The organism is Variovorax boronicumulans, from assembly GCF_019352895.1.
GTDB lineage: Bacteria > Pseudomonadota > Gammaproteobacteria > Burkholderiales > Burkholderiaceae_C > Variovorax > Variovorax boronicumulans_A.
The window spans coordinates 52,785-74,000 of sequence record NZ_JAAAFX010000014.1 but is presented as its reverse complement, the minus strand read 5'-3'; the positions used below and the strand labels follow the sequence as shown (position 1 = coordinate 74,000).

Sequence of the window (21,216 nt, the reverse complement as noted above, 5' to 3'; positions counted from 1 at the left end):
TCGGCCCGCAGAGCGCGGCGCGCCTTGCGCTACGGGCTCCGGGGGAGGGGCGCGATCTCGATGCGCCGGATCGGCTGTCCGGCGCGATAGGCCAGGATGTCCTCCACGACGGCGCCGTACCAGGCCCGGTACACCTCGTGCGTGACATAGCCGATGTGCGGCGTCAGGATCGTGTTCGGCGCATGCAGCAGGGGATGCGCGGGATCGATCGGCTCGTGGCTGTAGACATCGAGCGCAGCGCCCGCAATGCGGCGTTCCCGCAAGGCGCTGGCGAGCGCGGCTTCGTCCACCAGCGGGCCGCGTGCGGTGTTGACGAGGAACGCGCTGCCTTTCATGTGGCCGATCTCGTCGGCGCCCACCATGGCGCGTGTGGCATCGCTGAGGATCATGTGCACCGAGACCACATCCGATTCGGCGAACAGCGCCTGCTTGCCGACCGCGGTGGCGCCCACGGTGTCCGCGCGTTCCTGCGTCAGATGCGGGCTGTAGGCGATCACGCGCATGCCGAAGGCCTGGCCGATGCGCGCGACCTTGCCGCCGATCGTCCCCAGGCCCACCACGCCCAGCGTCTTGCCCGCGAGCGAGGTGCCGAGCGCGCTTTGCCAGCGGCCCGCGCGCAGGGATGCGTCCTCTTGCGGCACGGCGTGGGCCAACCCGAGGATGAGCGCCCAGGTCAGCTCCACCGTCGCGTCTTCGGCCCATGGCGTTCCGCACACCACGATGCCGCGCTCGCGGGCCGCAGCCAGGTCGATCGAGCGGTTGACCATGCCCGTCGTCACCAGCAACCGCAGCGCGGGCAGTGCCTGCAGGATGTCCCGGGGAAAGCGGGTGCGCTCGCGCATCGCGACGATCACGTCGTAGGACGCGAGCCTCGCCACCAGCTCGTCGGGCGCGCGCAAGGTCTGGTGGAAGAAGTCGACCTCGCATCCGCTCAGCACGGACCAGTCGGCCATGCCTTGCGCGACGCGCTGGTAGTCGTCGATGACGGCGATCTTCATGGACCGGCGCCGAAGTCCTCGGCCTCCTGCGCCGCCGTGCGCACGATGGCATTGAAGCGTGCGGGTGCCTCGAGCTTCGGCATGTGGCCATACCCTTCCAGCACGTGCAGCCGCGACGCCGGTGCGGCGGCATGCAGCACGGCGCCGTGCGCTTCGAGCGGGGCCACCTGGTCACGGGTGCCCGCCACGATCGCGAGGTGCCCGCCGTAGTGCGCCAGCAGATCCGGCGTATGGACGGTGAACAGCATGTGGGCCGCCTGGCGCCAGCCACTCGGCGTGACGGCATCGCGCAGCGCCTCGACATGTGCGCGCACCTCGGCGGACGTGTCGGGCGTCAGCAACCGGTCGGCCACGGCGCGGCGATCGGCGCTGGCGCCGGCACGCACCAGGCCGGCCAGTTCCGCGGCTCGCGCATCGCCCTGCAACCGGCCCCGCGCCGTGTTGGGTGCGGACAGGACCAGACCGGGCACGGTGGCGGGGCTGAGCGTCGCGAACGTGGCCGCGATCACGCTGCCCCACGAACTGCCCACCAACACGGCCAGTCGACGGATGCCGAGCGCGGCGATGAAGTCGCCCAGCGCCTGCGCATAGTCCTGCGCGCCGGGCGTCTCCGACGCCAGGGGCGTGCTGTTTCCGAAGCCCGGCGCATTCCATGCAATGACGCGGAACGCATCGGCCAGGCCGGCGAGCTGGGCCCGGTACCCGGCCGAGCTCGATCCGATCCCGTGCAGCAGCAGTACGGCAGGGGCCTGCGCAGGTCCGCGCGTGCGGTATTCGATCTGGCCCACGCCTCCCGCAAACACGTTCGAGGCGACCTGAACGGTCGATGGCGCCGGCAACGCCTGCCGGAGCAGGTTGAAGTCTTCCGAAGTGATCATTGGCATCTCTCAGTGGCTTGGCACGGCGGCGGCGTGCGTGTGCGTATGCGTGGCCTCCTCCGGCGCGGCCACATGGCCGAGCCGGCGCGAGATGTCCCGGGCCGTGGCCGCCAGCGCCTGCGCGAACGGCGTGTGCAGGCCGACGTCGAAGCGGCTCGCATCGCCCACCGCCGTGATCGCCAGCACGGCCTGGCCATGGGCGTCGAGCACCGGCGCACTCAGCGCATTGACGATCAGCTGCTCCCCATGGAACGCCCCGGGTGTGCGGCGCGCGAGCCCATGACGGCGCACGTCGGCCAGCTCGCGCTGCCAGGCCTCCTGCGTGGCGGGGCTGTTGAGGTCCGCCGGCACACCGGATCGTTCATCCGCGAGCGCCAGCTCGGCCGCCACGAAGCGCGCCGTGGCGGCATCGGGCAGGTGGGCTGCCAGGGCCCGGCCGGTCGCGCTGGTCGTCACGGACAGCACCAGCCCGAGCGGCAGCTGCGCACTCACGGGCGAGCCCGAGGCCTCCCATGCCACCACCGTGGGGCCATGGTTGCCCCACACGGCGAGCGTCATCGTCTCGTCGTGCTCCTTGCTCAGCCGGGCCATCGCGCGGGTGCCCAGGCGCACCGCATGCAGCTGGGCCTGCGCGCTGGTGCCGATGCCCGGTGGCGGCGAGCCCAGGTCGTGCGGATCGGCGACCAGGTACTGGCCTCCGCCGAACACCAGCGGCTTGCGGGTCGCGCGGCGGATCGTGCGGACCTCGCCCACATGGATGGTGTGATCGCCACCGGGCAGGCGCGAGGACACCGTGCATTCCAGCCAAGCCCTGCAACCGCGCAACAGGGGCACGCCGTCCACGCCGACGTCGATGTCCAGGCCGGCGAACTTGTCCCGGCCCGAGCTGGCGAAACGGTTCGACAGTTCGATCTGGTCCTCGGCCAGGATGTTGATGGCGAAGCGCTCGACGCCACAGAACACACCGTGGCTGGGCGCGCCGATGGCCTGGCTCCACAGCACCAGCGGCGGGTCCAGCGAGACCGAACTGAAGGAGTTCGCCGTGAGTCCATGGAAGCGCCCCTCGGCGTCCACCGTGGTGATCACCGTGACCCCGGTGACGAAGTCGCCCAGCGCGCGACGCAGCTCCTTGCTGTCGAAGCCGGTCGCTGTGCCCGGCTGGCGAGGGCTCGGGTCCTGGATGTGGGCGCTCATCAGACGCTCTCGTGCTCGATTTCACGCAGCACCGGCATCACCTCGGACGCGAAGCGCTTCACCGACTGCACCGCGACCTCGTGCGGCATGTCGCCGAAGACGAAGCTGCTGATCAGGTAGTTGAGACCGCCCTCTTCCAGCTGCTGGCGCAGCTGTGCCGTCACGGTGGCCGCGCTGCCGGCCACCGCATGGCCGGACGCCAGCAGCTGATCGAAATCGGGCGGCAGCTTGGCATTGACCGGCTGGGTCCCGTGCTTGTGCCAGAGCTTCATGAAATTGGCATAGAAAACCGGCCACGCCTTGCGGCCGATCTCCAGTGCCTCGGCGTCGCTCTCGGCCACTACCACGTAGCGATTGACACCCATGCGCGGCTCCACGCTGGCGCCCGGGTTGGCGCGGGACCACTCCTCGCGGTAGCGGTCGGTGATCGCGCGGACGCGTTGCACCGGACCGCCGCACACCACATGGACTCCCTTCTGCGCGGGCCACACCGTGGACTCCGGGGACGCCAGCGCGTACCAGACCGGCGGGGTCGGCTGCTGCAGAGGCTGCATGACGACCGGCACGTCGTCGAAGCGCCAGAACTCGCCCTGGAAGTCCAGCGTCGTGGACCGGAAGCAGCGCTGCAGGATCTCGAAGGCTTCGGCATACATCTGGGCGGCACGCGCCGGGTCCACCCCCAGTGCCTGCAGTTCGTGGGGCGATGCGCCGCGGCCGACGCCGAATTCGAAGCGGCCCTGGCTCAGATGGTCGAGCATGCAGATCTCTTCGGCCAGCCGCATCGGATGATGGATGGGCAGCAGATAGACCAGCGGGCAGAGCCGCAGCCGCCTGGTGCGCTGGGCCATGGCCGACAGGAACACGTTCTGCGACGGGGCGATGCTCAGCGGCGTCGCATGGTGCTCGCTCATGTGGTAGCAGTAGAAGCCGGATTCGTCGTAGAGCTCGGCCATCTGAAGGCGCTGCTCGTACTGCTGAGCCAGCGGCAGGCCGCTGCGGTCGTTCTGGTCGAAGATGCCGAATTGCATGGGGATCCTTTTGGAATGCGGGGAACAGATGAAAGACTCAGGTCCTGGCCGCCTTGGCAAAGACCTGGAACAGGTTTTCTTCGACGTCTGCGAACGTGAGCACGACGCCGTGCGCGCCCATGTCGCGCTGCATCAGGAAGCGGCCGCCCGCCTGCTCGATGTCGGTCCGCGTGGCGCCGGGGTCGTCGGTTTCGAAGACCGGCACGCTGCCCTGTGCGCCGCGAGCCGATTCGGCGGTCGAGCTGAGGGCGAAATTGCTGCCGCCGACACCGAACTGGCACCAGGCGTCGGCATCGCGAAACCGGAGGGTCAACCCCAGGCCCCTGGCGTAGAAGTCCTGCATGCGGTCCATGTCCCTCACGACGGTGTAGATGCTTTGAATCTTGTGAATAGGCATATGCGTCCCACTGCGCTATTCGGGCTTGACCCCGGCGTCGGCGATCAGCTTCTTCCAGCGCTTGCTTTCGGCGCGCAGGAATTGACGGAATGCCTCGGGATTGCTGTCGGTGACCGGGTCGAAACCCAGCTCGCGCAGCCGCGCCGACAGCGCGGGCGTCTGCACCGCGGCATTGATGTCCGCGGCCAGCTTGGCCACCACCGCGGACGGTGTTCCGGCAGGCGCCAGGGCGCCGAACCAGCCGACCGCGTCCATGCCCTGCACACCCGCTTCGGCGAAGGTCGGCACGTCGGGCAGCGCGGCACTGCGCACCTTGGAGACCACGGCGAGCGGCCTGATCTTTCCGGCGCGCACCTGCGGTGCGCCCGTGCCGACCGAGACGAAGGTCGAGTCGATCTGCCCGCCCAGCAGGTCGGACATCGCCAGGGCCTCGCCCTTGTAGGGCACGTGGAGCAGGTCCAGGCCTTGCGAGTGCTGCAGTGCTTCGCCATAGATGTGATAGCTCGAGCCGATGCCGAAGCTGCCAAACGAAACCGGCTTGTCGCCGCGCTTTCCGGCGGCCACGTAGTCCGCGAGCGAGCGGATCGGTGAGTTCGCCCGGACCGCGAGGAACACCGGTGCATTGGCGACCTGCGTCAGGGGCGCAAAGTCGCGCTCGACGTCATAGGGCACCTTGGCGAACACCGCGGGCGCCTGCACCAGCGCCGTGAAGGTGAAAAGCAGCCTGTAGCCCGTCGGCTCGGCCCGTGCCACCGATTCCGCGCCGATCACGCCGGTCGCGCCCGGCTTGTTGTCCACCACCACCGGCACACCCCAGCGCGTGGCCAGGATCTCGGAGAGCAGGCGCACCACCTGGTCCGGGCCACCGCCGGCCGGGCCGGGCAACACGAAGGTCACGGGCCGCTGTGGAAACGCACCGGCGGCCGATGCCTGCGGCGCGGTCTGGGCCCCCGCGCCGGCACACAGGCCCGCCCACAGGGCGGCCACCATGGTCGCGCACCTGGCGCGGCGGGCCAGCCCCGAGGCCGACGGAGAACGGGATGCGGAGGTTTGGGCGTGCACGGGCTGCACATGGCCGGGAACGGTTTGATTCTTCAAGAGAGTCTCCTTCGACATTTCAACAGTATTGAATGCTTATAATATGGTTGAATTATCGAATGGCGTTCGACGCCTGTCAACGGGGCAAGGACGCGTGCGCACTTAAACTCGTTTGGTTTAACGACGCGTCAGCCATGGAAGAACAGCAAGACAAGCAGGAAAAGAGTTCGCGCCGCGGCATCCAGTCGGTCGAGATCGCGTATCGCCTGCTGCGGGTGCTGCAGAACAGCGCACAGGCCGTGCCGTTGAAGGACATCGCGCTGGGCGCCGATCTCACGCCCAGCGCGGCCAACAACTACCTGGTGAGCCTGGTGCGCACGGGCCTGGCGACGCCTGACGACCGCGCGGGCTACTACAAGCTCGGGCCGTCCGCGCTCGCGCTGGGCATGAGCGCCATCCGGCAGATCGATGGCTTCGACCTGTTGCGCAGGGAGGTGACGCGGCTGCGTGACGAGACCAGCCGCAGCACGGCCGTGACCATGTGGACCGACGACGGCGTGCTGAGCCTCTTCAAGCAGGACGGCGATCTGCGAGGTGCATTCGAGATGCGCACCGGCCTGATCCCCTTGACTTCCACGGCCGCCGGCAAGGTTTTCGTTGCCTGCCTGCCGCTGTCCGTGACGCAACCGTTTTCAGCCGAGGAACTGAACGAGCAGGCCCACGCGAAGACCGACCCTGCCGCCTTCCACGAGGAGGCGGTGCGCGAACTGGAGCGCAAGAAGTACGCGACGCTGCATCGCGCGGACATGAGCGGCTACGCCTCGATTGCCGCGCCGATCTTCGACTTCACCGGCCAACTGCGCTTTGCCATCAGCCTGGTGGGCAGTCGCACAACCCTGCAGACCGAGCGAGGAAGTCCTCATGTCACGGCATTGCTGGAGAGTGCCGCGCGAGCGACCGTGGCCCTGGGCGGGACGACCTAGCGAGACACCACGGCACGGGGCGCAGAGGCCCGGTGCCGGCCGTGGCGACCGGCAGGTCGCCTTACGGCATTGCCGTCGACCCCACGGGCCGCTTCGCCTACGTGGCGAACATCGGCGACGGCACCGTGTCGGCCTTCCACATCGATGCCGCGTCTGGTGCGCTGCGCCCCATGGCAAAGCCCACCGTGGCGGCCGGGTCCGGTTCCCGCGACATTGCCGTGGCTCCCTCCGGCCGCTTCGCCTACGTATTGAACCAGGGCGACCAGAACATCTTGGCTTACGCCATCGATCCCGTGCCGGGCGCGCTGGCTCCGCTCGCAACGACACCGCCATCCACAGGCAGCGCTCCATTCAGCATCACCGTGGACCCGGAGGGGCGCTTCGCGCACGTGGCGAACCTGGACAGCCGCAACGTGTCGGCCTATACCTTGAACGCCTCGACCGGTGCGCTGGCGCCCACGGTGACGCCGACCATTTCCACGGGCAATCGCCCCGTCTCCGTTGCAATAGAGGCGAGCGGCAAGTTCGCCTATGTGGCGGACAACACAGACGACAACGTGTCGATCTACACCATCGATGCGGCGTCGGGTGTGCTGGGTCCACAAGCGGCACCGACGGTCGCGGCCGGACAGTTGCCGAACAGGATCCTCCTGTCGAGGTGAGGCGCATCGGTGCGCCTCCCGCACGGGCGTGCCGGCAGGCCTGGCATGGGTGCGGGAGACATCACGGCCCACGAAAGGCCGACGAAGGCTGCACTGGACGCCGATCCAGACATTGCCACGCAGGCGCTGCTTCGGCTCGAATGCATGAAGGCGTGAAACACGTGCACCGGCGAAAGGTGTCGACGTCGGCCCCACTCGCTGTCCTCGGCGATCGAGGGCCTTGGCCGCTGTGGAAACGCAGGGTTTGTCAAAGACCACCCGAGTTTGTCAAAGACAAAGAAAAACGGGTCACGCCTTGTGAGCGTGACCCGTTGATCTATCTGACGTTTATGGTCGGTGTGAAAGGATTCGAACCTTCGACCCCTTGCACCCCATGCAAGTGCGCTACCAGGCTGCGCCACACACCGAAGCCTGTGATTATAGCCGGCGAGATCAGTGTCCTGACGTCAAGAGCTCACGAATTTCAAACAACTCGCGTCGCAATTGTTGCCACGGCACCGGATCGATGGCCAGAAGCGACGAAACGGCCGTGGGCTGGAGGGGCTGATGCGCGGTGGCCGCTTCCCATTCTTCCGGCTCGATGTCGGTCGCCTCGACGCCGTCGAGATGCACCTCTTCGGCCAGGCCGCCCGCCTTGCGGCGATCGCGCTCGGATTGCGTGAGTTCCTGCAGCTTGTTGCGGGCACCACTGATGGTGAAGCCCTGGTCGTAGAGCAGATCGCGGATGCGCCGGATCATGAGCACCTCGTGGTGCTGGTAGTAGCGCCTGTTGCCACGCCGCTTCATCGGCCGCAACTGGGTGAACTCCTGTTCCCAGTAGCGCAGCACATGCGGCTTGACGCCGCACAGCTCGCCCACTTCACCGATCGTGAAGTAGCGTTTGACAGGAATCGGTGGGAGGGTTTTCTCCATTGAAATCAAGATCGTGCGCGCGAAACCTCATAGGTTACTCCAGGCACGTGCGCGATACCAAGTACTTATTCCGTACCGACGCGCCAGACTTCGGCGGACGTTGTTTCGCCGGCATCTTCGACGGCCGCCGCTTCACCGACCAGGCCGCCCTGGATCTGTTCCTTGAGCTTGGCGCTGGCATGGAAGGTCGCGACACGGCGCGCGCCGATGGGGATGGCCTCGCCGGTGCGCGGATTGCGCCCGGGCCGCGGGGCCTTGACGCGGATCTGGAAATTGCCGAAGCCCGATATCTTGACGTCGGTGCCTTCGATGAGGCCACTCGACACCAGTTCGAAGAAGGCCTCGACCATGTCCTTCGATTCGCGCTTGTTCAAACCGATCTGCTCGAACAGCAGTTCGGCCAGGTGCGCCTTGGTGAGCGCGGGCGTTTCGAGGGCTTCGAGCGTGAAATCCATGGCGGTCATCCTCGCAGGCGTGCGCCGAGCCGTTCCGCGAGGCGATCGAGGATCGCGCGCACGGCCGGATCGACCTGTTCATCGGTCAGCGTGGCGCTGTCGCTGTGGAAGCTCAGACGCACCGCCATGCTCTTCTCGCCGGCCGCCAGCCCGCCGTCGCGGCCCGGCTGCGGGCGGTAGATGTCGAACAGCGCCGCATCGCGCAGCAGTCCGTCGGTCGGTGCGCCGTCGATGGCCCGCAGCAGCGCGTCGTGCGTGACGTTCTCGGCCACGACCACCGCGATGTCGCGCTCGACGGCCTGGTGCTTGGGCACCGGCTGGGCCACGGGCACGGGGCGCACGGCCACGGCATCGAGGTCAAGCTCGAACACGATGGGCGCGTGGGCGAAGTCCCATTTCTGGCGCCAGCGCGGATGCAGTTCACCGACCACGCCGATGGCCTCGCCGTCGACCCGCACGCGGGCCGCACGCCCGGGGTGCAGCGCGGGATGCTCGGTCGCCTCGAAGGTGGGCACCAGCGGCGCGAGCAGCGCTTCGACGTCGCCCTTGACGTCGTAGAAGTCCACACGCTGGGGCTTGCCGTCCCAGCGCGCGTCGGCCGCATCGCCGAAGGCCAGGCCGGCCAGGCGCATCGGCTGATGGATGCCCTTGACGGTGCTGTCGGTGGTCTCGACCGTGTCGTCGCGCAGGAACACACGGCCGGCTTCGAACACGCGCACGCGCGGCGCCTTGCGGTCGAGGTTGAACTTGAGCACCTGCAGCAGCGAGCCGATCAGCGACGAACGCATCACGCTCATCGGGCTGGCGATGGGGTTCAGCAGCTTGATCGGGTTGGCGTTGCCCGCCAGGTCGGCTTCCCAATGCGCTTCGACAAAGCTGAAGTTGATGGTTTCCTGATAGCCCAGCGCGGCCACGCGATGGCGCACCGCGAAGCGGCTGCGCTGCGCTTCGGGGCGCAGGCGGGCGGTGATGGGCGCGAGCGGCGGCGTGGTCGGCAGGTTGTTGTAGCCGATCAGGCGCGCGACCTCTTCGATCAGGTCTTCCTCGATCTGCAGGTCGAAGCGGTGCGGGGCCGGCGTGACGATCACGATGCCATCGCCTTCCTCGATCGGCAGACCCAGGCGCTTGAGCGCATCGACGCACTGCGCCTGCGTGACCGGCATGCCGATCACACGCGCGGCGCGGGCCACGCGCAGCGTGACGGGCCTGGCTTCGGGCAGGCGCAGGATCTGGTCGTCGATCGGGCCGGCAGCGCCGCCGCAGACCTCGACGATCAGTTGCGTGATGCGCTCGATGATCTCGACGGTGCGGCTCGGGTCGACGCCGCGCTCGAAGCGGTGCCCGGCATCGGTCGAGAAGTTGAAGCGACGCGAACGGCCCTGAATGGACTCGGGCCACCAGAAGGCGGCTTCGACATAGATGTTCTTCGTGTCGTCGGACACCGCGGTCGCGTCGCCGCCCATGATGCCGGCCAGCGATTCGACTTCGCGTTCGTCCGCGATCACGCCGACCTTGGCATCGACGGTCACGGTGTTGCCGTTGAGCAGCTTGAGCTGTTCGCCGGCCTGGCCCCAGCGCACCGTGAGGCCGCCGTGGATCTTGTCGAGGTCGAAGATGTGGGTCGGCTGGCCGTACTCGAACATCACGTAGTTCGAGATGTCGACCAGCGGCGAGACGCTGCGCTGGCCGCAGCGTGCAAGGCGCTCGACCATCCAGGCCGGCGTGGCGGTGCGGGTGTCGACGTCGCGCACGATGCGGCCGGAGAAGCGGCCGCACAGTTCGGGCGCTTCCACCTTCACCGGCAGGCGATCGGCATGCGCCGCAGCGACGGATGCGATGGCGGGCGTGGCCAGTGGCGTGCCGGTCAGCGCGGACAGTTCGCGCGCGATGCCGTAGACGCTGAGGCCGTGCGCCAGGTTCGGCGTGAGCTTGAGCGTGAGCAGCGCGTCGTCGAGCTTGAGGACGTCGCGCACGTCGGCGCCGACGGGCGCATCGCCGGCCAGCTCGAGCAGGCCGCCATGGTCTTCGCTGAGCTTGAGTTCGCGCGCCGAGCACAGCATGCCCTGGCTCTCGACGCCGCGCAGCTTGCCCAGCTTGATCAGGAAAGGCTTGCCGTCTTCACCTGGCGGCAGTTCGGCACCGACCAGCGCGCACGGCACCTTGATGCCCACACGCGCATTCGGCGCGCCGCAGACGATGTTGAGCAAAGCGCCCTGCCCCACGTCGACCTGGCACACGCGCAGGCGATCGGCATTGGGGTGCTGTTCGGCTTCCTTGATTTCGCCGACGACGATCTTGCTGAAGGGGGGCGCGACAGGACGGCGCTCTTCGACTTCGAAGCCGCCCATGGTGAGCGTCTCGGCCAGGTCGGCGCTGGACAGCGGCGGGTTGCAGAACTCGCGCAACCAGGATTCGGGGAATTGCATCTTCTCGTTCTCGTTCGGGGCGTTGTCGGGGCTGGATCAGCGGAATTGCGAGAGGAAACGCAGGTCGCCGTCGAAGAACAGCCGGAGGTCGCTCACGCCATAGCGCAGCATGGTGAGCCGGTCCGGGCCCATGCCGAAGGCGAAGCCGATGTAGCGCTCGGGGTCCAGCCCCATGTTGCGCACGACGTTGGGGTGCACCTGGCCGGAGCCCGCGACCTCGAGCCAGCGGCCGGCCAGCGGGCCGCTCTGGAACTGGATGTCGATCTCGGCGCTGGGCTCGGTGAACGGGAAGAAGCTGGGGCGGAAACGCAGCACCAGGTCGTCGCTCTCGAAGAAGGTACGACAGAAGTCGGTGAACACGACCTTCAGGTCCTTGAAGCTCACGTTCTCGCCCAGCCACAGGCCTTCGCACTGGTGGAACATCGGCGAATGCGTGGCGTCGCTGTCCACACGGTAGGTGCGGCCCGGCGCGATCACGCGGATCTCGGGCGCCTTGAGCGTGCCGGTGCTGTCTGCGGCCGCGGCCTCGAAGGCGGCGGCGTGCTTCTTGATGTGCTGGTGGGCGTAGCGCACCTGCATCGGGCTGGTGTGCGGACGCAGGTTGTAGGGCACGCCGTCGTCGCCGTTGATGTCGACGTAGAAGGTGTCCTGCATCGAACGCGCCGGATGGTTGGGCGGGTTGTTGAGCGAGGTGAAGCTGTGCCAGTCGCTTTCGATCTCGGGGCCGTCGGCCACGTCGAAGCCCATGCTCGAGAAGATCGCCTCGATGCGCTCCAGCGTGCGGCTCACGGGGTGCAGGCCGCCACCGGCGTGCTTGCGGCCCGGCAGGGTCACGTCGAGCGCCTCGGCGCGCAGTTGCACCGCGAGCTCCTCGTCGGCGAGTTGCTGGCGACGCTCGTTCAGCGCGGCCTCGATCGCCTGCTTGGCCACGTTGATCGCGGCGCCGCGCGACTTCTTCTCGTCGACCGGCAGCTGGGCCATGCCCTTCATCAGCTCCGTGATGCGGCCGGCCTTGCCGAGAAACAGCGCCTTGGCGTTTTCAAGCTCCGCGGGGGCCGTCGCCTGGGCGAAGGCGGCACTGGCGGTGTCGACCAGAGAGTCCAACTCGTTCATGGGATTTCTTCGGGAAAAAATAAAAAAGGGCTGGTGCTCTTTCAAGCGCCAGCCCTTGTGCCGTGGGCGCAAACGGACGCCCCCGAAAGGGCTGCCGTCTGCTGTGCGGGATCAAGCAGCCAGCTTGGCCTTGACCTGCTCCACGATGCCGGCAAAAGCGGCCTTGTCATGCACGGCGATGTCCGCAAGCATCTTGCGGTCGATCTCGATGCCGGCCTTGCGGATGCCATTGGCGAACTGGCTGTAGGTCAGGCCCAGTTCACGCGAGGCGGCGTTGATACGCGCGATCCACAGCTGACGGAAGACGCGCTTCTTGGTACGACGATCACGGTAGGCGTATTGGCCTGCCTTCATCACCGCCTGTTTGGCGACGCGGAAGACATTACCGCGGCGACCGCGAAAACCCTTGGCGAGTGCGAGAACTTTTTTGTGGCGGGCGCGAGCCGTTACACCACGTTTGACGCGAGGCATGTATTTACTCCTTGTTCGTCTGAATTAAATGCCGCGACCGGGCAGCATGGCGGCGACAGAAACCATGTTGGTTTCATGCACTGCGACTGCACCACGGAGGTGACGCTTGTTCTTGGTGGTCTTCTTCGTCAAGATGTGACGCTTGAAGGCTTGACCGCGCTTGACGGTGCCACCGGGACGAACGCGGAAACGTTTTTTCGCGCTGCTCTTGGTCTTCATTTTGGGCATGTTCATGCTCCTTTAATTTGTGCTCGCGAGGCGCTGCGGATACTCCACAGACTTGTTGGCCCCGAGACACTTCTTCATCTCACCGTCGCCTTGCAGCGCCGGCGAAATCCCTTCAAATACTCTGTTCGCTCAGGCCGAAGCCGTTGCGGGTGCCGCACCTTCTGCGGCGGGCGCCGGCTTCGCAGCGCCGGGCTTCTTGCGGCCAGGTGCGATCATCATGATCATCTGGCGGCCTTCCAGCTTGGGGAACTGCTCGACGAGGATGGTGTCGCCCAGCTCGTCGCGAATGCGCTGCAGCAAGGCCAGACCCAGCTCCTGGTGCGTGATCTCGCGACCGCGGAAGCGCAGCGTGATCTTGCATTTGTCGCCCTCTTCAAGGAAGCGCTTGATGTTGCGCATCTTGATGTTGTAGTCGCCGTCGTCGGTACCGGGTCGGAACTTGATTTCCTTGACCTCGATGACCTTCTGCTTCGACTTCGCCTCGGCGGCCTTCTTCTGCTCGTGGTACTTGAACTTCCCGTACTCGATCAGGCGGCACACCGGAGGGTTCGCCGCAGCGACAACCTCCACCAGGTCCACATCGGCCTCACCGGCCAGACGCAGCGCCTCGGAAATACTCATGACACCCAATGGCTCGTTTTCCGGGCCTACAAGGCGGACTTCCGGGGCCATGATTTCCCGGTTCAGGCGGTGTTGGCGTTCCTCGCGGTGGCGGCGGTCGCGAAATGCAGTAGCGATGGTCAGAATCCTTCAAACAATTTGCTACAAAAACTGTAGCTAACACCGTCGTATCCACGCCCACAAACAGACCGGCTTCGAAAAATCAGCGTTTGTGTTGAATGTCGTCGGCGATCTTTTGGGAGAACGCTTCCACCGACATGGCACCGAGGTCAACATTGCCCCGGGCGCGCACTGCGACGGCACCGGCTTCCTTCTCCTTGTCGCCTACGACAATGATGTAGGGAAGCTTTTGCAACGAATGCTTGCGTATTTTATACGTAATCTTCTCGTTGTGCAGATCGAGCTGAACTCTAAGCCCTTGATTCTGCAGCGTTTTCGCCACGGATGCCGCGTAGTCGGCCTGGCCCTCGCTGATATTGAGCACCGCCACCTGCACTGGCGCGAGCCATGCGGGCAGTGCGCCGGCATGGTGTTCGATCAGCATGCCGATGAAGCGCTCGAGGCTGCCGACGATCGCGCGGTGCAGCATCACCGGGTGCGCGCGGCCGCTCGTTTCCGTCACGTACTCGCCGCCCAGGCGCTCGGCCGTGTTGAAGTCGACCTGCATCGTGCCGCACTGCCACTGGCGGCCCAGCGCGTCCTTGAGCGTGTACTCGATCTTCGGGCCGTAGAAGGCGCCGTCGCCCGGCGAGATGATGAAGTCCACGCCCGAACGGCGCAGCGCTTCCATGACCGCGTGCTCGGCCTTGTCCCACAGTTCGTCGGAGCCGACGCGGTTGTCGGGCCGCGTCGCGACCTTGTAGAGGATGTCCGTGAAGCCGAAGTCGGCATAGACCTTCTGCAGCTGCGCCGTGTAGGCCACGCATTCGTCGAGGATCTGGTCTTCCGTGCAGAAGACGTGGCCGTCGTCCTGCGTGAAGCCGCGCACGCGCATGATGCCGTGCAGCGCGCCGCTGGGCTCGTTGCGGTGGCACTGGCCGAACTCGCCGTAGCGCAGCGGCAGGTCGCGGTAGCTGCGCAGGTCGCTCTTGAAGATCAGCACGTGGCCCGGGCAGTTCATCGGCTTGAGCGCGTACTCGCGCTTCTCCGACTCCGTCGTGAACATGTTGTCGCGGTAGTTCTGCCAGTGGCCCGTCTTCTCCCACAGGCTCTTGTCGAGGATCTGCGGACCCTTGACTTCCCAGTAGCCCGTGTCGCGGTAGATGGCGCGCATGTACTGTTCGACCTGCTGCCACACGGCCCAGCCCTTGGGGTGCCAGAACACCACGCCCGGCGCCACCTCGTCGATGTGGAACAGGTCGAGCTCCTTGCCCAGCTTGCGGTGGTCGCGCTTCTCGGCTTCCTCGATGCGCTGGATGTACTGCTCGAGCTGCTTCTTGTCGGCCCAGGCCGTGCCGTAGATGCGCTGCAACTGCTCGTTCTTGGCGTCGCCGCGCCAGTAGGCGCCGGCCAGCTTCGTGAGCTTGAAGACCTTGAGGAAACGCGTGTTCGGCACGTGCGGGCCGCGGCACATGTCGACGTATTCCTGGTGGTAGTAGAGGCCCATGGCCTGCTCGTCGGGCATGTCCTCGACCAGGCGCAGCTTGTAGTCCTCGCCGCGCGACTTGAAGACCTCGATCACCTCGGCGCGCGGCGTGACCTTCTTGACCACGTCGTAGTCCTGCGCGATCAGCTCGCGCATGCGTGCCTCGATCGCCGCCACGTCCTCGGGCGTGAAGGGGCGCTCGTAGGAGATGTCGTAGTAGAAGCCTTCGTCGATCACCGGGCCGATGACCATCTTGGCCGTCGGATAGAGCTGCTTGACCGCGTGGCCGACCAGGTGGGCCGTCGAGTGGCGGATGATCTCCAGCCCTTCGTCGTCCTTGGGCGTGATGATCTGCAGCTTGGCGTCGTGGTCGATGATGTCGCTGGCATCGACCAGCTTGCCGTCGACCTTGCCGGCGACCGTCATCTTCGCCAGGCCGGGGCCGATGGAACGGGCCACATCGGCCACCGAAACCGGGCCGGGGTACTCGCGCTGCGAGTTGTCAGGGAGCGTGATCTGGATCATGAAAAACCTTGGGCGGAAAAACAAAAAAGCGCGGTGGTGGCCGCGCTTTGCTCTGGTTGAACGGCTGGACGGACCAGCGTGCGCGGATTACCGGCGCGTTCCTTCGAAGGTGGAAGCGCCGTGGAATGCGTCGGACGTAGTTCGCGGTGTCATAACCAGAATGCCTTTCCCGTTCTTGTGAGGAGCAGAGAGGGCCGAGTTTAACAGCGGACGCAAAAAAAGCCCGGCACGGGGCCGGGCTCCTGGTGCAGCGCAGGGGCCGATCAGTGGAACTGCTCTTCCTCGGTCGAGCCGGTCAGCGCCTTGACGCTGGACGAGCCGCCCTGGATCACGGTGGTCACGTCGTCGAAGTAGCCGGCGCCGACTTCCTGCTGGTGCGACACGAAGGTGTAGCCCTTGTCGCGTGCGGCGAACTCGGGTTCCTGAACCATGTTCACGTAGTGCTTCATGCCTTCGCCGTTGGCGTACGCATGGGCGAACTGGAAGGTGTTGTACCAGTTGATGTGGATGCCGGCCAGCGTGATGAACTGGTACTTGTAGCCCAGCTCGGACAGGTCTTCCTGGAACGAGGCGATCTGCTTGTCGTCGAGGTTCTTCTTCCAGTTGAAGGAAGGCGAGCAGTTGTACGACAGCAGCTTGCCCGGGCAGGCGGCGTGCACGGCCTGCGCGAATTCACGGGCGAAGCCGATGTCCGGCACGCCGGTTTCGCACCACACCAGATCGGCGTAGGGGGCGTAGGCCACGCCGCGGCTGATGGCCTGCTCCAGGCCGTTCTTGACGCGGTAGAAGCCTTCAGGCGTGCGCTCGCCGGTCAGGAAGCGCTTGTCGTTGGCGTCGTGGTCGGAAGTGATCAGGTTGGCGGCTTCGGCATCGGTGCGGGCCAGCACGATGGTGGGCACGCCCATCACGTCGGCGGCGAAGCGCGCCGAGATCAGCTTCTCGCAGGCTTCATGCGTGGGCACCAGCACCTTGCCGCCCATGTGGCCGCACTTCTTCACGGCCGCCAGCTGGTCTTCGAAGTGCACGCCCGCCGCGCCGGAAGCGATCATGTTCTTCATCAGCTCGAAGGCGTTCAGCACGCCGCCGAAACCGGCTTCGGCGTCGGCCACGATCGGCAGGAAGTAGTCGATGAACTCCTTGTCGCCCGGGTTGATGCCACGGCCCCACTGGATTTCGTCGGCGCGCTTGAAGGTGTTGTTGATGCGGCGGACCATCGTCGGCACCGAGTCGTAGGCATACAGCGACTGGTCGGGATACATGGTCTCCGAGGTGTTGCCGTCGGCGGCGACCTGCCAGCCCGACAGGTACACGGCTTCGAGGCCGGCCTTGGCCTGCTGCATCGCCTGGCCGGCGGAGATCGCGCCGAAGGCGTTCACGTAGCCCTTCTTGGCACCGCCGTTGATCTTGTCCCAGAGCTTCTCGGCGCCGCGCTTGGCCAGCGTGTGCTCGATGGGCAGCGAACCGCGCAGACGCACCACGTCGGCGGCGCTGTAGCCGCGCTTGACGCCCTTCCAGCGCGGGTTGCTCGCCCAGTCCTTCTCGAGGGCGGCGATCTGCTGTTCACGGCTGAGCTGTTCGGTGAAATTCTGGGGCATGAGTGACTCCGGAGGTGGGTTGATTTGGATCGGTTCGGCGCGAGGCCTTGGCATCCACTGTAGTCCCGAGACCTCTGTCTTATGTCTTATATAAGACATATTTTTAATCAAGCAAAATCAACAGGTTAGAGAGTGTTTTTCTCTATGCGGAATTTGTTTTCTCATATTGAGAAAAAATACTGCGCTGCAACACGTCGTCTTTCCGCATTGCAAAATCAATTTCTACGGGTGAAATCGCGGCGCGCACCCGGGGCCGCGAACCAGTCGCCGGCCCCGATCACCGGCCGCCCTGCCACGCGTTCCGGATGCAGTTCATAGACCAGACACTGCAGGCGCAGGCCGCCCACCTCGACGCTCAGTTCGCGCCGCAGGTATTCGCCCGTGCCGTCGGCCCGCACGTCCTCGAGCAGGTCGAGCGCCGCCTCGACCTCGGGCGTGATGCGGTAGACCTCGCCGCGCAGCCGCGCGTCGCCGCCGAGCACCGCGCCCGGATAGCTGCCCAGGTCGTGGAGCGTGGCCGCGATGAAGGCCTCGCCCACGAACCGCGGCGCGGGCCGGTAGCGCGCGATGTCGTTGGAGCCGCCGCGGCGCAGCGTGCCGTAGACGAAGACATGGGCGAAGCGTGGCGGCGCACTGCGATGGGGCATCATTGAATTCAATCTCTTCATCGATTCGATCGCCCTCCAGTGAACCACACCGCTCCCGACCCGCGCCGCCTGGTCGCCTACGGCTGCCTCGCGCTCAGCATGACGTTGGTGGGCACTTATGTGGCCCTGTCCAAGCCGCTGGTCGCGGCCTTCCCGGTGCTGCTGCTGGCCTGGCTGCGCTTCGGCATCGCCGCGCTGGCGATGCCGCACTGGCTCAAGCGCCCCGCCGACGAGCCGCCCATGACCCGCCGCACGCGCGGCCTGGTCTTCCTCGAATCCTTCCTCGGCAACTTCCTGTTCTCGGTCTGCATGCTGTTCGGCGTGAGCATGACCAGCGCGGTCTCGGCCGGCGTGATCATGGCGTCGATCCCGGCGGTGGTCGCGGTGGCCAGCTGGATCTTCCTGCGCGAGCGCATCGGCTGGCGCATCGGCCTGGCGATCGGCTGCGCGGCCGCCGGCATCGGCCTGCTGGCGCTGTCGCCCGCGCATGCCAGCGCGCCCACCGACGCGCCGCGCAGCGCGATGCCATGGCTCGGCAACCTGCTGGTGTTCTGCGCGGTGCTCTGCGAAGCCGCCTATGCGGTGATCGGCAAGTCGCTGACCGGTCGCCTCGGCCCCAAGCGCATCTCCTCGCTGATCAACCTCTGGGGCTTCGTGCTCTCGACGCCCTTCGGCCTCTGGTTCGCGCTGAAGTTCGACTTCGCCGCGGTGGGCGCTGGCACCTGGGGCCTGCTGGTGCTCTATGCGCTGGCCGCCAGCATCTGGACCGTGTGGCTCTGGATGACCGGCCTCAAGCACGTGCCCGCGGCGCAGGCCGGGGTGTTCAGCGTGATGCTGCCCGTGAGTGCGGCGCTGGTGGGCGTGCTGGTGCTCGGCGAATCGCTCGGCGGCGCGCAGATCCTGGCCTTCGCGGCGGCGCTGGCGGGGGTCGTTCTCGCCACCTGGCCTGCGCGGCGCAACGCGCCATCGATCCACTGATGCGGGCGCTGGAGCGCATCGCCCGGCGACGACACGCGCTCGCCCCTCTGAAAAAACAACAGCGCCCAATGAAAAAGTCCCTTTTCCCCTTGGAAACGCGTTTCTTCTCCATTAGCATGCGATCTGCCAGTGGAGACGCAGCTTTTCATTGGTGAAATGTCCAACCAAAAAAGGAAATCAACCATGGCAACTGCAAAGAAGGCTCCGGCCACCAAAGCGCCCGCAAAGAAGGCCGCTCCCGCTGCTCCGGCAAAGAAGGCCGCTGCGCCCGCGAAGAAGGCTGCTGCACCGGCGAAGAAGGCCGCTGCTCCCGCGAAGAAGGCTGCTGCTCCTGCAAAGAAGGCAGCACCCGCGAAGAAGGCCGCCGCTCCTGCCAAGAAGCGCACGCCCAACGCCGCGTTCATGAAGGCCCTGACCCCCAGCCCAGCACTGGCCGCCGTCGTCGGCTCGACGCCGCTGCCGCGCACCGCCGTCGTGAGCAAGCTGTGGGACTACATCAAGAAGAACAATCTTCAAGACAAGGCCAACAAGCGCAACATCAACGCCGATGCCAAGCTGAAGGAAATCTTCGGCAAGCCACAGGTCTCGATGTTCGAACTGGCCGCGCTGATCGGCAAGCACGTCAAGTGAGTTGTCGGCGCCTCGTGCGCTGAAGCAAAAAGCCGGCTCGCGCCGGCTTTTTTTTGGCCTGCGCTCAGCGCAAACGCATCCGTCAGGCCTTCGCCTGTGCCGCCTTGGTGATCGCGCTCAGCGTGACGCGCGTGGTGATCACCTCGGGGTCGAAGGGAATCTCGATCAGGGTGCCGGTGTCGGCGGCCAGCGCCCGCAGCAGCGCCGCCTCGAACTGATCGGTGGCCGTCACGCGTTCGGCCGCATAGCCGTAGGCGCGCGCCAGCGCGCAGAAGTCGGGGTTGCGCAACCCTGTGCCGCTCACATGCCGCGGATAGTCGCGCTCCTGGTGCATCCGGATGGTGCCGAACATGCTGTTGTCGAGCAGCACGATGATGCTCTTGCCGCCGTGCTGCGCGGCCGTGGCCAGCTCCTGCCCGTTCATCAGGAAATCGCCGTCGCCCGCAATCGTGAACGCCACGCGGCCGGTCGTGAGGTTGCAGGCGATGCCGGCCGGCACGCCGTAGCCCATCGCGCCGCTGGTCGGCGCCAGCTGCGTCTTGTGGCCCTTGGCCAGGCCGTGGTAGCGGAAGAAGCGGTGCACCCAGCTCGCGAAGTTGCCCGCGCCGTTGGTGATGGCGGCATCGGCCGGCAGGTGCTGCTGCAGCAGCGCCACGACCGCGGCCATGTCGACCGCGCCACGCGGCGTGTCGGCGGGCAGTCCCGGCAGGGGCTGCGGCACGAGGTTCGCGAGGTAGTCGGCATGCGCGGCCGCGGTCCAGTCCTCCCACGGCAGTTCGGGCGGTGCGCTCAGCACCTCCAGGCTGCGCGCCGCGGCGCTCATGCCGGCGTTGATCGCCAGGTCGGCCTGGTAGACGCGATTGAGTTCTTCCGCGCTCGCATGGATATGGACCAGCGTCTGCTTCGGCCGCGGCGCTTCCAGCAGCGTGTAGCCGCTGGTGGTCATCTCGCCCAGCCGCGGGCCGATGGCGATGACGAGATCGGCCTCCTTCACCCGCGCGGCCAGCTTCGGGTTGATCGCGATGCCGACGTCGCCTGCGTAGAGCGGATGGTGGTTGTCGAAGGTGTCCTGGTAGCGGAAGGCGTTGCCCACCGGCAGCCGCCAGTTCTCGGCGAAGCGCTGCAGCGCCTGCGCGGCCTGCGGCGTCCAGCCGCCGCCGCCCGCGATCACGAAGGGCCGCTGCGCCTTCATCAGCAACTCGCGCAGCGTGCGCAGCGCGCCGGGGTCGCTCCAGGGCTCTACCGCCTCGACGCGCGCCAGCGGGCGGGCCGAAGTCATCGAGCGCAGCATGTCCTCGGGCAGCACCAGCACCACCGGCCCGGGGCGGCCGTTCATCGCGGTCGCGAAGGCACGCGCGATGTACTCGGGGATGCGGTCGGCATCGTCGATGCGCTCCACGCGCTTGGCGAAGCCCTTGGTGCTCGGGCCGAAGAAGCTGCCGTAGTCGACTTCCTGGAAGGCCTCGCGGTCGCGGAAGTCGCTGCCGACGTCGCCGACGAACAACACCATCGGCGTCGAGTCCTGGAAGGCGTTGTGCACACCGATCGACGCGTTGGTCGCGCCCGGCCCGCGCGTGACGAAGCAGATGCCGGGCCGGCCCGTGAGCTTGCCCTGCGCCTCGGCCATGAAGGCCGCGCCGCCCTCCTGCCGGTTGACGATGAAGCGGATGCGCTCGCGGTGCGCATGGAAACCTTCGAGCACCGCGAGGTAGCTCTCGCCCGGCACGCCGAAGGCGTGTTCGACGCCCTGCGCCACCAGACATTCAACGATCAAGCGGCCGGCCTGCTGTGCGCTCATGGGAGGTTCGATGCGAAGGATGAAGGAGCCACAGATTATCGTGACGGCCACGCA

General features: G+C 66.6%; 21 protein-coding genes and 1 tRNA gene. 4 read left to right on the top strand and 18 right to left on the bottom strand.

From position 1 onward, the window contains the following. Positions 1-29: 29 nt before the first annotated feature. The 6 genes from K0H49_RS26700 to K0H49_RS26675 are packed head-to-tail and all read right to left on the bottom strand — an operon-like array spanning position 30 to position 5,593. On the bottom strand, positions 30-998 hold the full coding sequence (locus tag K0H49_RS26700) for a D-2-hydroxyacid dehydrogenase family protein (RefSeq protein ID WP_219219354.1): 969 nt from the start codon (positions 996-998) through the stop codon (positions 30-32). Next, complete coding sequence (locus K0H49_RS26695; protein ID WP_219219352.1) at positions 995-1,876, bottom strand: alpha/beta fold hydrolase; 882 nt, start codon at positions 1,874-1,876, stop codon at positions 995-997. The genes K0H49_RS26700 and K0H49_RS26695 overlap by 4 nt, the downstream gene beginning before the upstream one ends. A 9-nt stretch (positions 1,877-1,885) precedes the next feature. Beyond that, positions 1,886-3,070 (bottom strand): flavin reductase, encoded by a 1,185-nt coding sequence (locus K0H49_RS26690; RefSeq protein ID WP_219219350.1) that lies wholly within the window; start codon positions 3,068-3,070, stop codon positions 1,886-1,888. Next, positions 3,070-4,098 (bottom strand): LLM class flavin-dependent oxidoreductase, encoded by a 1,029-nt coding sequence (locus K0H49_RS26685; RefSeq protein ID WP_219219348.1) that lies wholly within the window; start codon positions 4,096-4,098, stop codon positions 3,070-3,072. The genes K0H49_RS26690 and K0H49_RS26685 overlap by 1 nt, the downstream gene beginning before the upstream one ends. A gap of 37 nt (positions 4,099-4,135) precedes the next feature. Continuing rightward, positions 4,136-4,495, bottom strand: coding sequence for a VOC family protein (locus K0H49_RS26680; protein ID WP_219219345.1), 360 nt, complete (start codon positions 4,493-4,495; stop codon positions 4,136-4,138). Positions 4,496-4,510: 15 nt separating this feature from the next. Next, positions 4,511-5,593: a Bug family tripartite tricarboxylate transporter substrate binding protein gene (locus K0H49_RS26675; protein ID WP_219219343.1), complete on the bottom strand. Its 1,083-nt coding sequence runs from the start codon at positions 5,591-5,593 to the stop codon at positions 4,511-4,513. A 59-nt stretch (positions 5,594-5,652) separates the two neighbouring features. Here K0H49_RS26675 and K0H49_RS26670 point away from each other — a divergent pair, with 59 nt between their 5' ends. Both K0H49_RS26670 and K0H49_RS26665 read left to right on the top strand, forming a co-directional pair. Continuing rightward, positions 5,653-6,516, top strand: a complete 864-nt coding sequence (locus K0H49_RS26670) for an IclR family transcriptional regulator (protein ID WP_219219342.1) — start codon at positions 5,653-5,655, stop codon at positions 6,514-6,516. Then, a complete protein-coding gene (locus tag K0H49_RS26665) occupies positions 6,465-7,178 on the top strand; it encodes a lactonase family protein (RefSeq protein ID WP_374122442.1) in 714 nt (237 codons plus the stop codon). Before K0H49_RS26670 ends, K0H49_RS26665 begins: the two co-directional genes overlap by 52 nt. Before the next feature lie 330 nt (positions 7,179-7,508). Here the strand turns inward: K0H49_RS26665 and K0H49_RS26660 are convergent. The 11 genes from K0H49_RS26660 to K0H49_RS26610 all read right to left on the bottom strand — a co-directional run bounded on the left by K0H49_RS26660 (position 7,509) and on the right by K0H49_RS26610 (position 17,756). Continuing rightward, positions 7,509-7,585, bottom strand: a tRNA-Pro gene (locus K0H49_RS26660). A gap of 25 nt (positions 7,586-7,610) precedes the next feature. Further along, positions 7,611-8,090 (bottom strand): MerR family transcriptional regulator, encoded by a 480-nt coding sequence (locus tag K0H49_RS26655; protein ID WP_219219338.1) that lies wholly within the window; start codon positions 8,088-8,090, stop codon positions 7,611-7,613. 65 nt (positions 8,091-8,155) lie between these two features. Further along, a complete protein-coding gene (locus tag K0H49_RS26650; protein WP_219219336.1) occupies positions 8,156-8,554 on the bottom strand; it encodes an integration host factor subunit alpha in 399 nt (132 codons plus the stop codon). Then, positions 8,551-10,971 carry a phenylalanine--tRNA ligase subunit beta gene (pheT, locus tag K0H49_RS26645; RefSeq protein ID WP_219219334.1) on the bottom strand — a complete coding sequence of 807 codons (2,421 nt, stop codon included), beginning with the start codon at positions 10,969-10,971 and terminating at the stop codon, positions 8,551-8,553. Before pheT ends, K0H49_RS26650 begins: the two co-directional genes overlap by 4 nt. Before the next feature lie 36 nt (positions 10,972-11,007). Beyond that, positions 11,008-12,084: a phenylalanine--tRNA ligase subunit alpha gene (gene pheS, locus K0H49_RS26640; protein ID WP_219219332.1), complete on the bottom strand. Its 1,077-nt coding sequence runs from the start codon at positions 12,082-12,084 to the stop codon at positions 11,008-11,010. A 111-nt stretch (positions 12,085-12,195) separates the two neighbouring features. Next, entirely contained in the window at positions 12,196-12,555 is a 360-nt protein-coding gene (gene rplT, locus K0H49_RS26635) for a 50S ribosomal protein L20 (protein ID WP_007832499.1), read from the bottom strand. 24 nt (positions 12,556-12,579) lie between these two features. Then, positions 12,580-12,783, bottom strand: a complete 204-nt coding sequence (gene rpmI / locus K0H49_RS26630) for a 50S ribosomal protein L35 (protein WP_007832497.1) — start codon at positions 12,781-12,783, stop codon at positions 12,580-12,582. 129 nt (positions 12,784-12,912) lie between these two features. Then, positions 12,913-13,530, bottom strand: coding sequence for a translation initiation factor IF-3 (gene infC, locus K0H49_RS26625; RefSeq protein ID WP_219220355.1), 618 nt, complete (start codon positions 13,528-13,530; stop codon positions 12,913-12,915). A 76-nt stretch (positions 13,531-13,606) separates the two neighbouring features. Beyond that, positions 13,607-15,514 carry a threonine--tRNA ligase gene (gene thrS, locus K0H49_RS26620; RefSeq protein WP_219219330.1) on the bottom strand — a complete coding sequence of 636 codons (1,908 nt, stop codon included), beginning with the start codon at positions 15,512-15,514 and terminating at the stop codon, positions 13,607-13,609. 263 nt (positions 15,515-15,777) lie between these two features. Then, positions 15,778-17,109 (bottom strand): isocitrate lyase, encoded by a 1,332-nt coding sequence (gene aceA / locus K0H49_RS26615; RefSeq protein WP_219219328.1) that lies wholly within the window; start codon positions 17,107-17,109, stop codon positions 15,778-15,780. A 215-nt stretch (positions 17,110-17,324) separates the two neighbouring features. Further along, a complete protein-coding gene (locus K0H49_RS26610; RefSeq protein ID WP_219219326.1) occupies positions 17,325-17,756 on the bottom strand; it encodes a gamma-glutamylcyclotransferase family protein in 432 nt (143 codons plus the stop codon). Between the two features lie 99 nt (positions 17,757-17,855). On the opposite strand from K0H49_RS26610, the gene K0H49_RS26605 reads away from it, so the two are divergent. Then, positions 17,856-18,734, top strand: coding sequence for a DMT family transporter (locus K0H49_RS26605; protein WP_219220353.1), 879 nt, complete (start codon positions 17,856-17,858; stop codon positions 18,732-18,734). Positions 18,735-18,917: 183 nt separating this feature from the next. Further along, positions 18,918-19,364 (top strand): SWIB/MDM2 domain-containing protein, encoded by a 447-nt coding sequence (locus tag K0H49_RS26600; protein WP_219220351.1) that lies wholly within the window; start codon positions 18,918-18,920, stop codon positions 19,362-19,364. 82 nt (positions 19,365-19,446) lie between these two features. Here K0H49_RS26600 and K0H49_RS26595 read toward each other — a convergent pair whose 3' ends face one another. Then, positions 19,447-21,162, bottom strand: a complete 1,716-nt coding sequence (locus tag K0H49_RS26595) for a thiamine pyrophosphate-binding protein (RefSeq protein WP_219219324.1) — start codon at positions 21,160-21,162, stop codon at positions 19,447-19,449. Between the last annotated feature and the right edge of the window lie 54 nt (positions 21,163-21,216).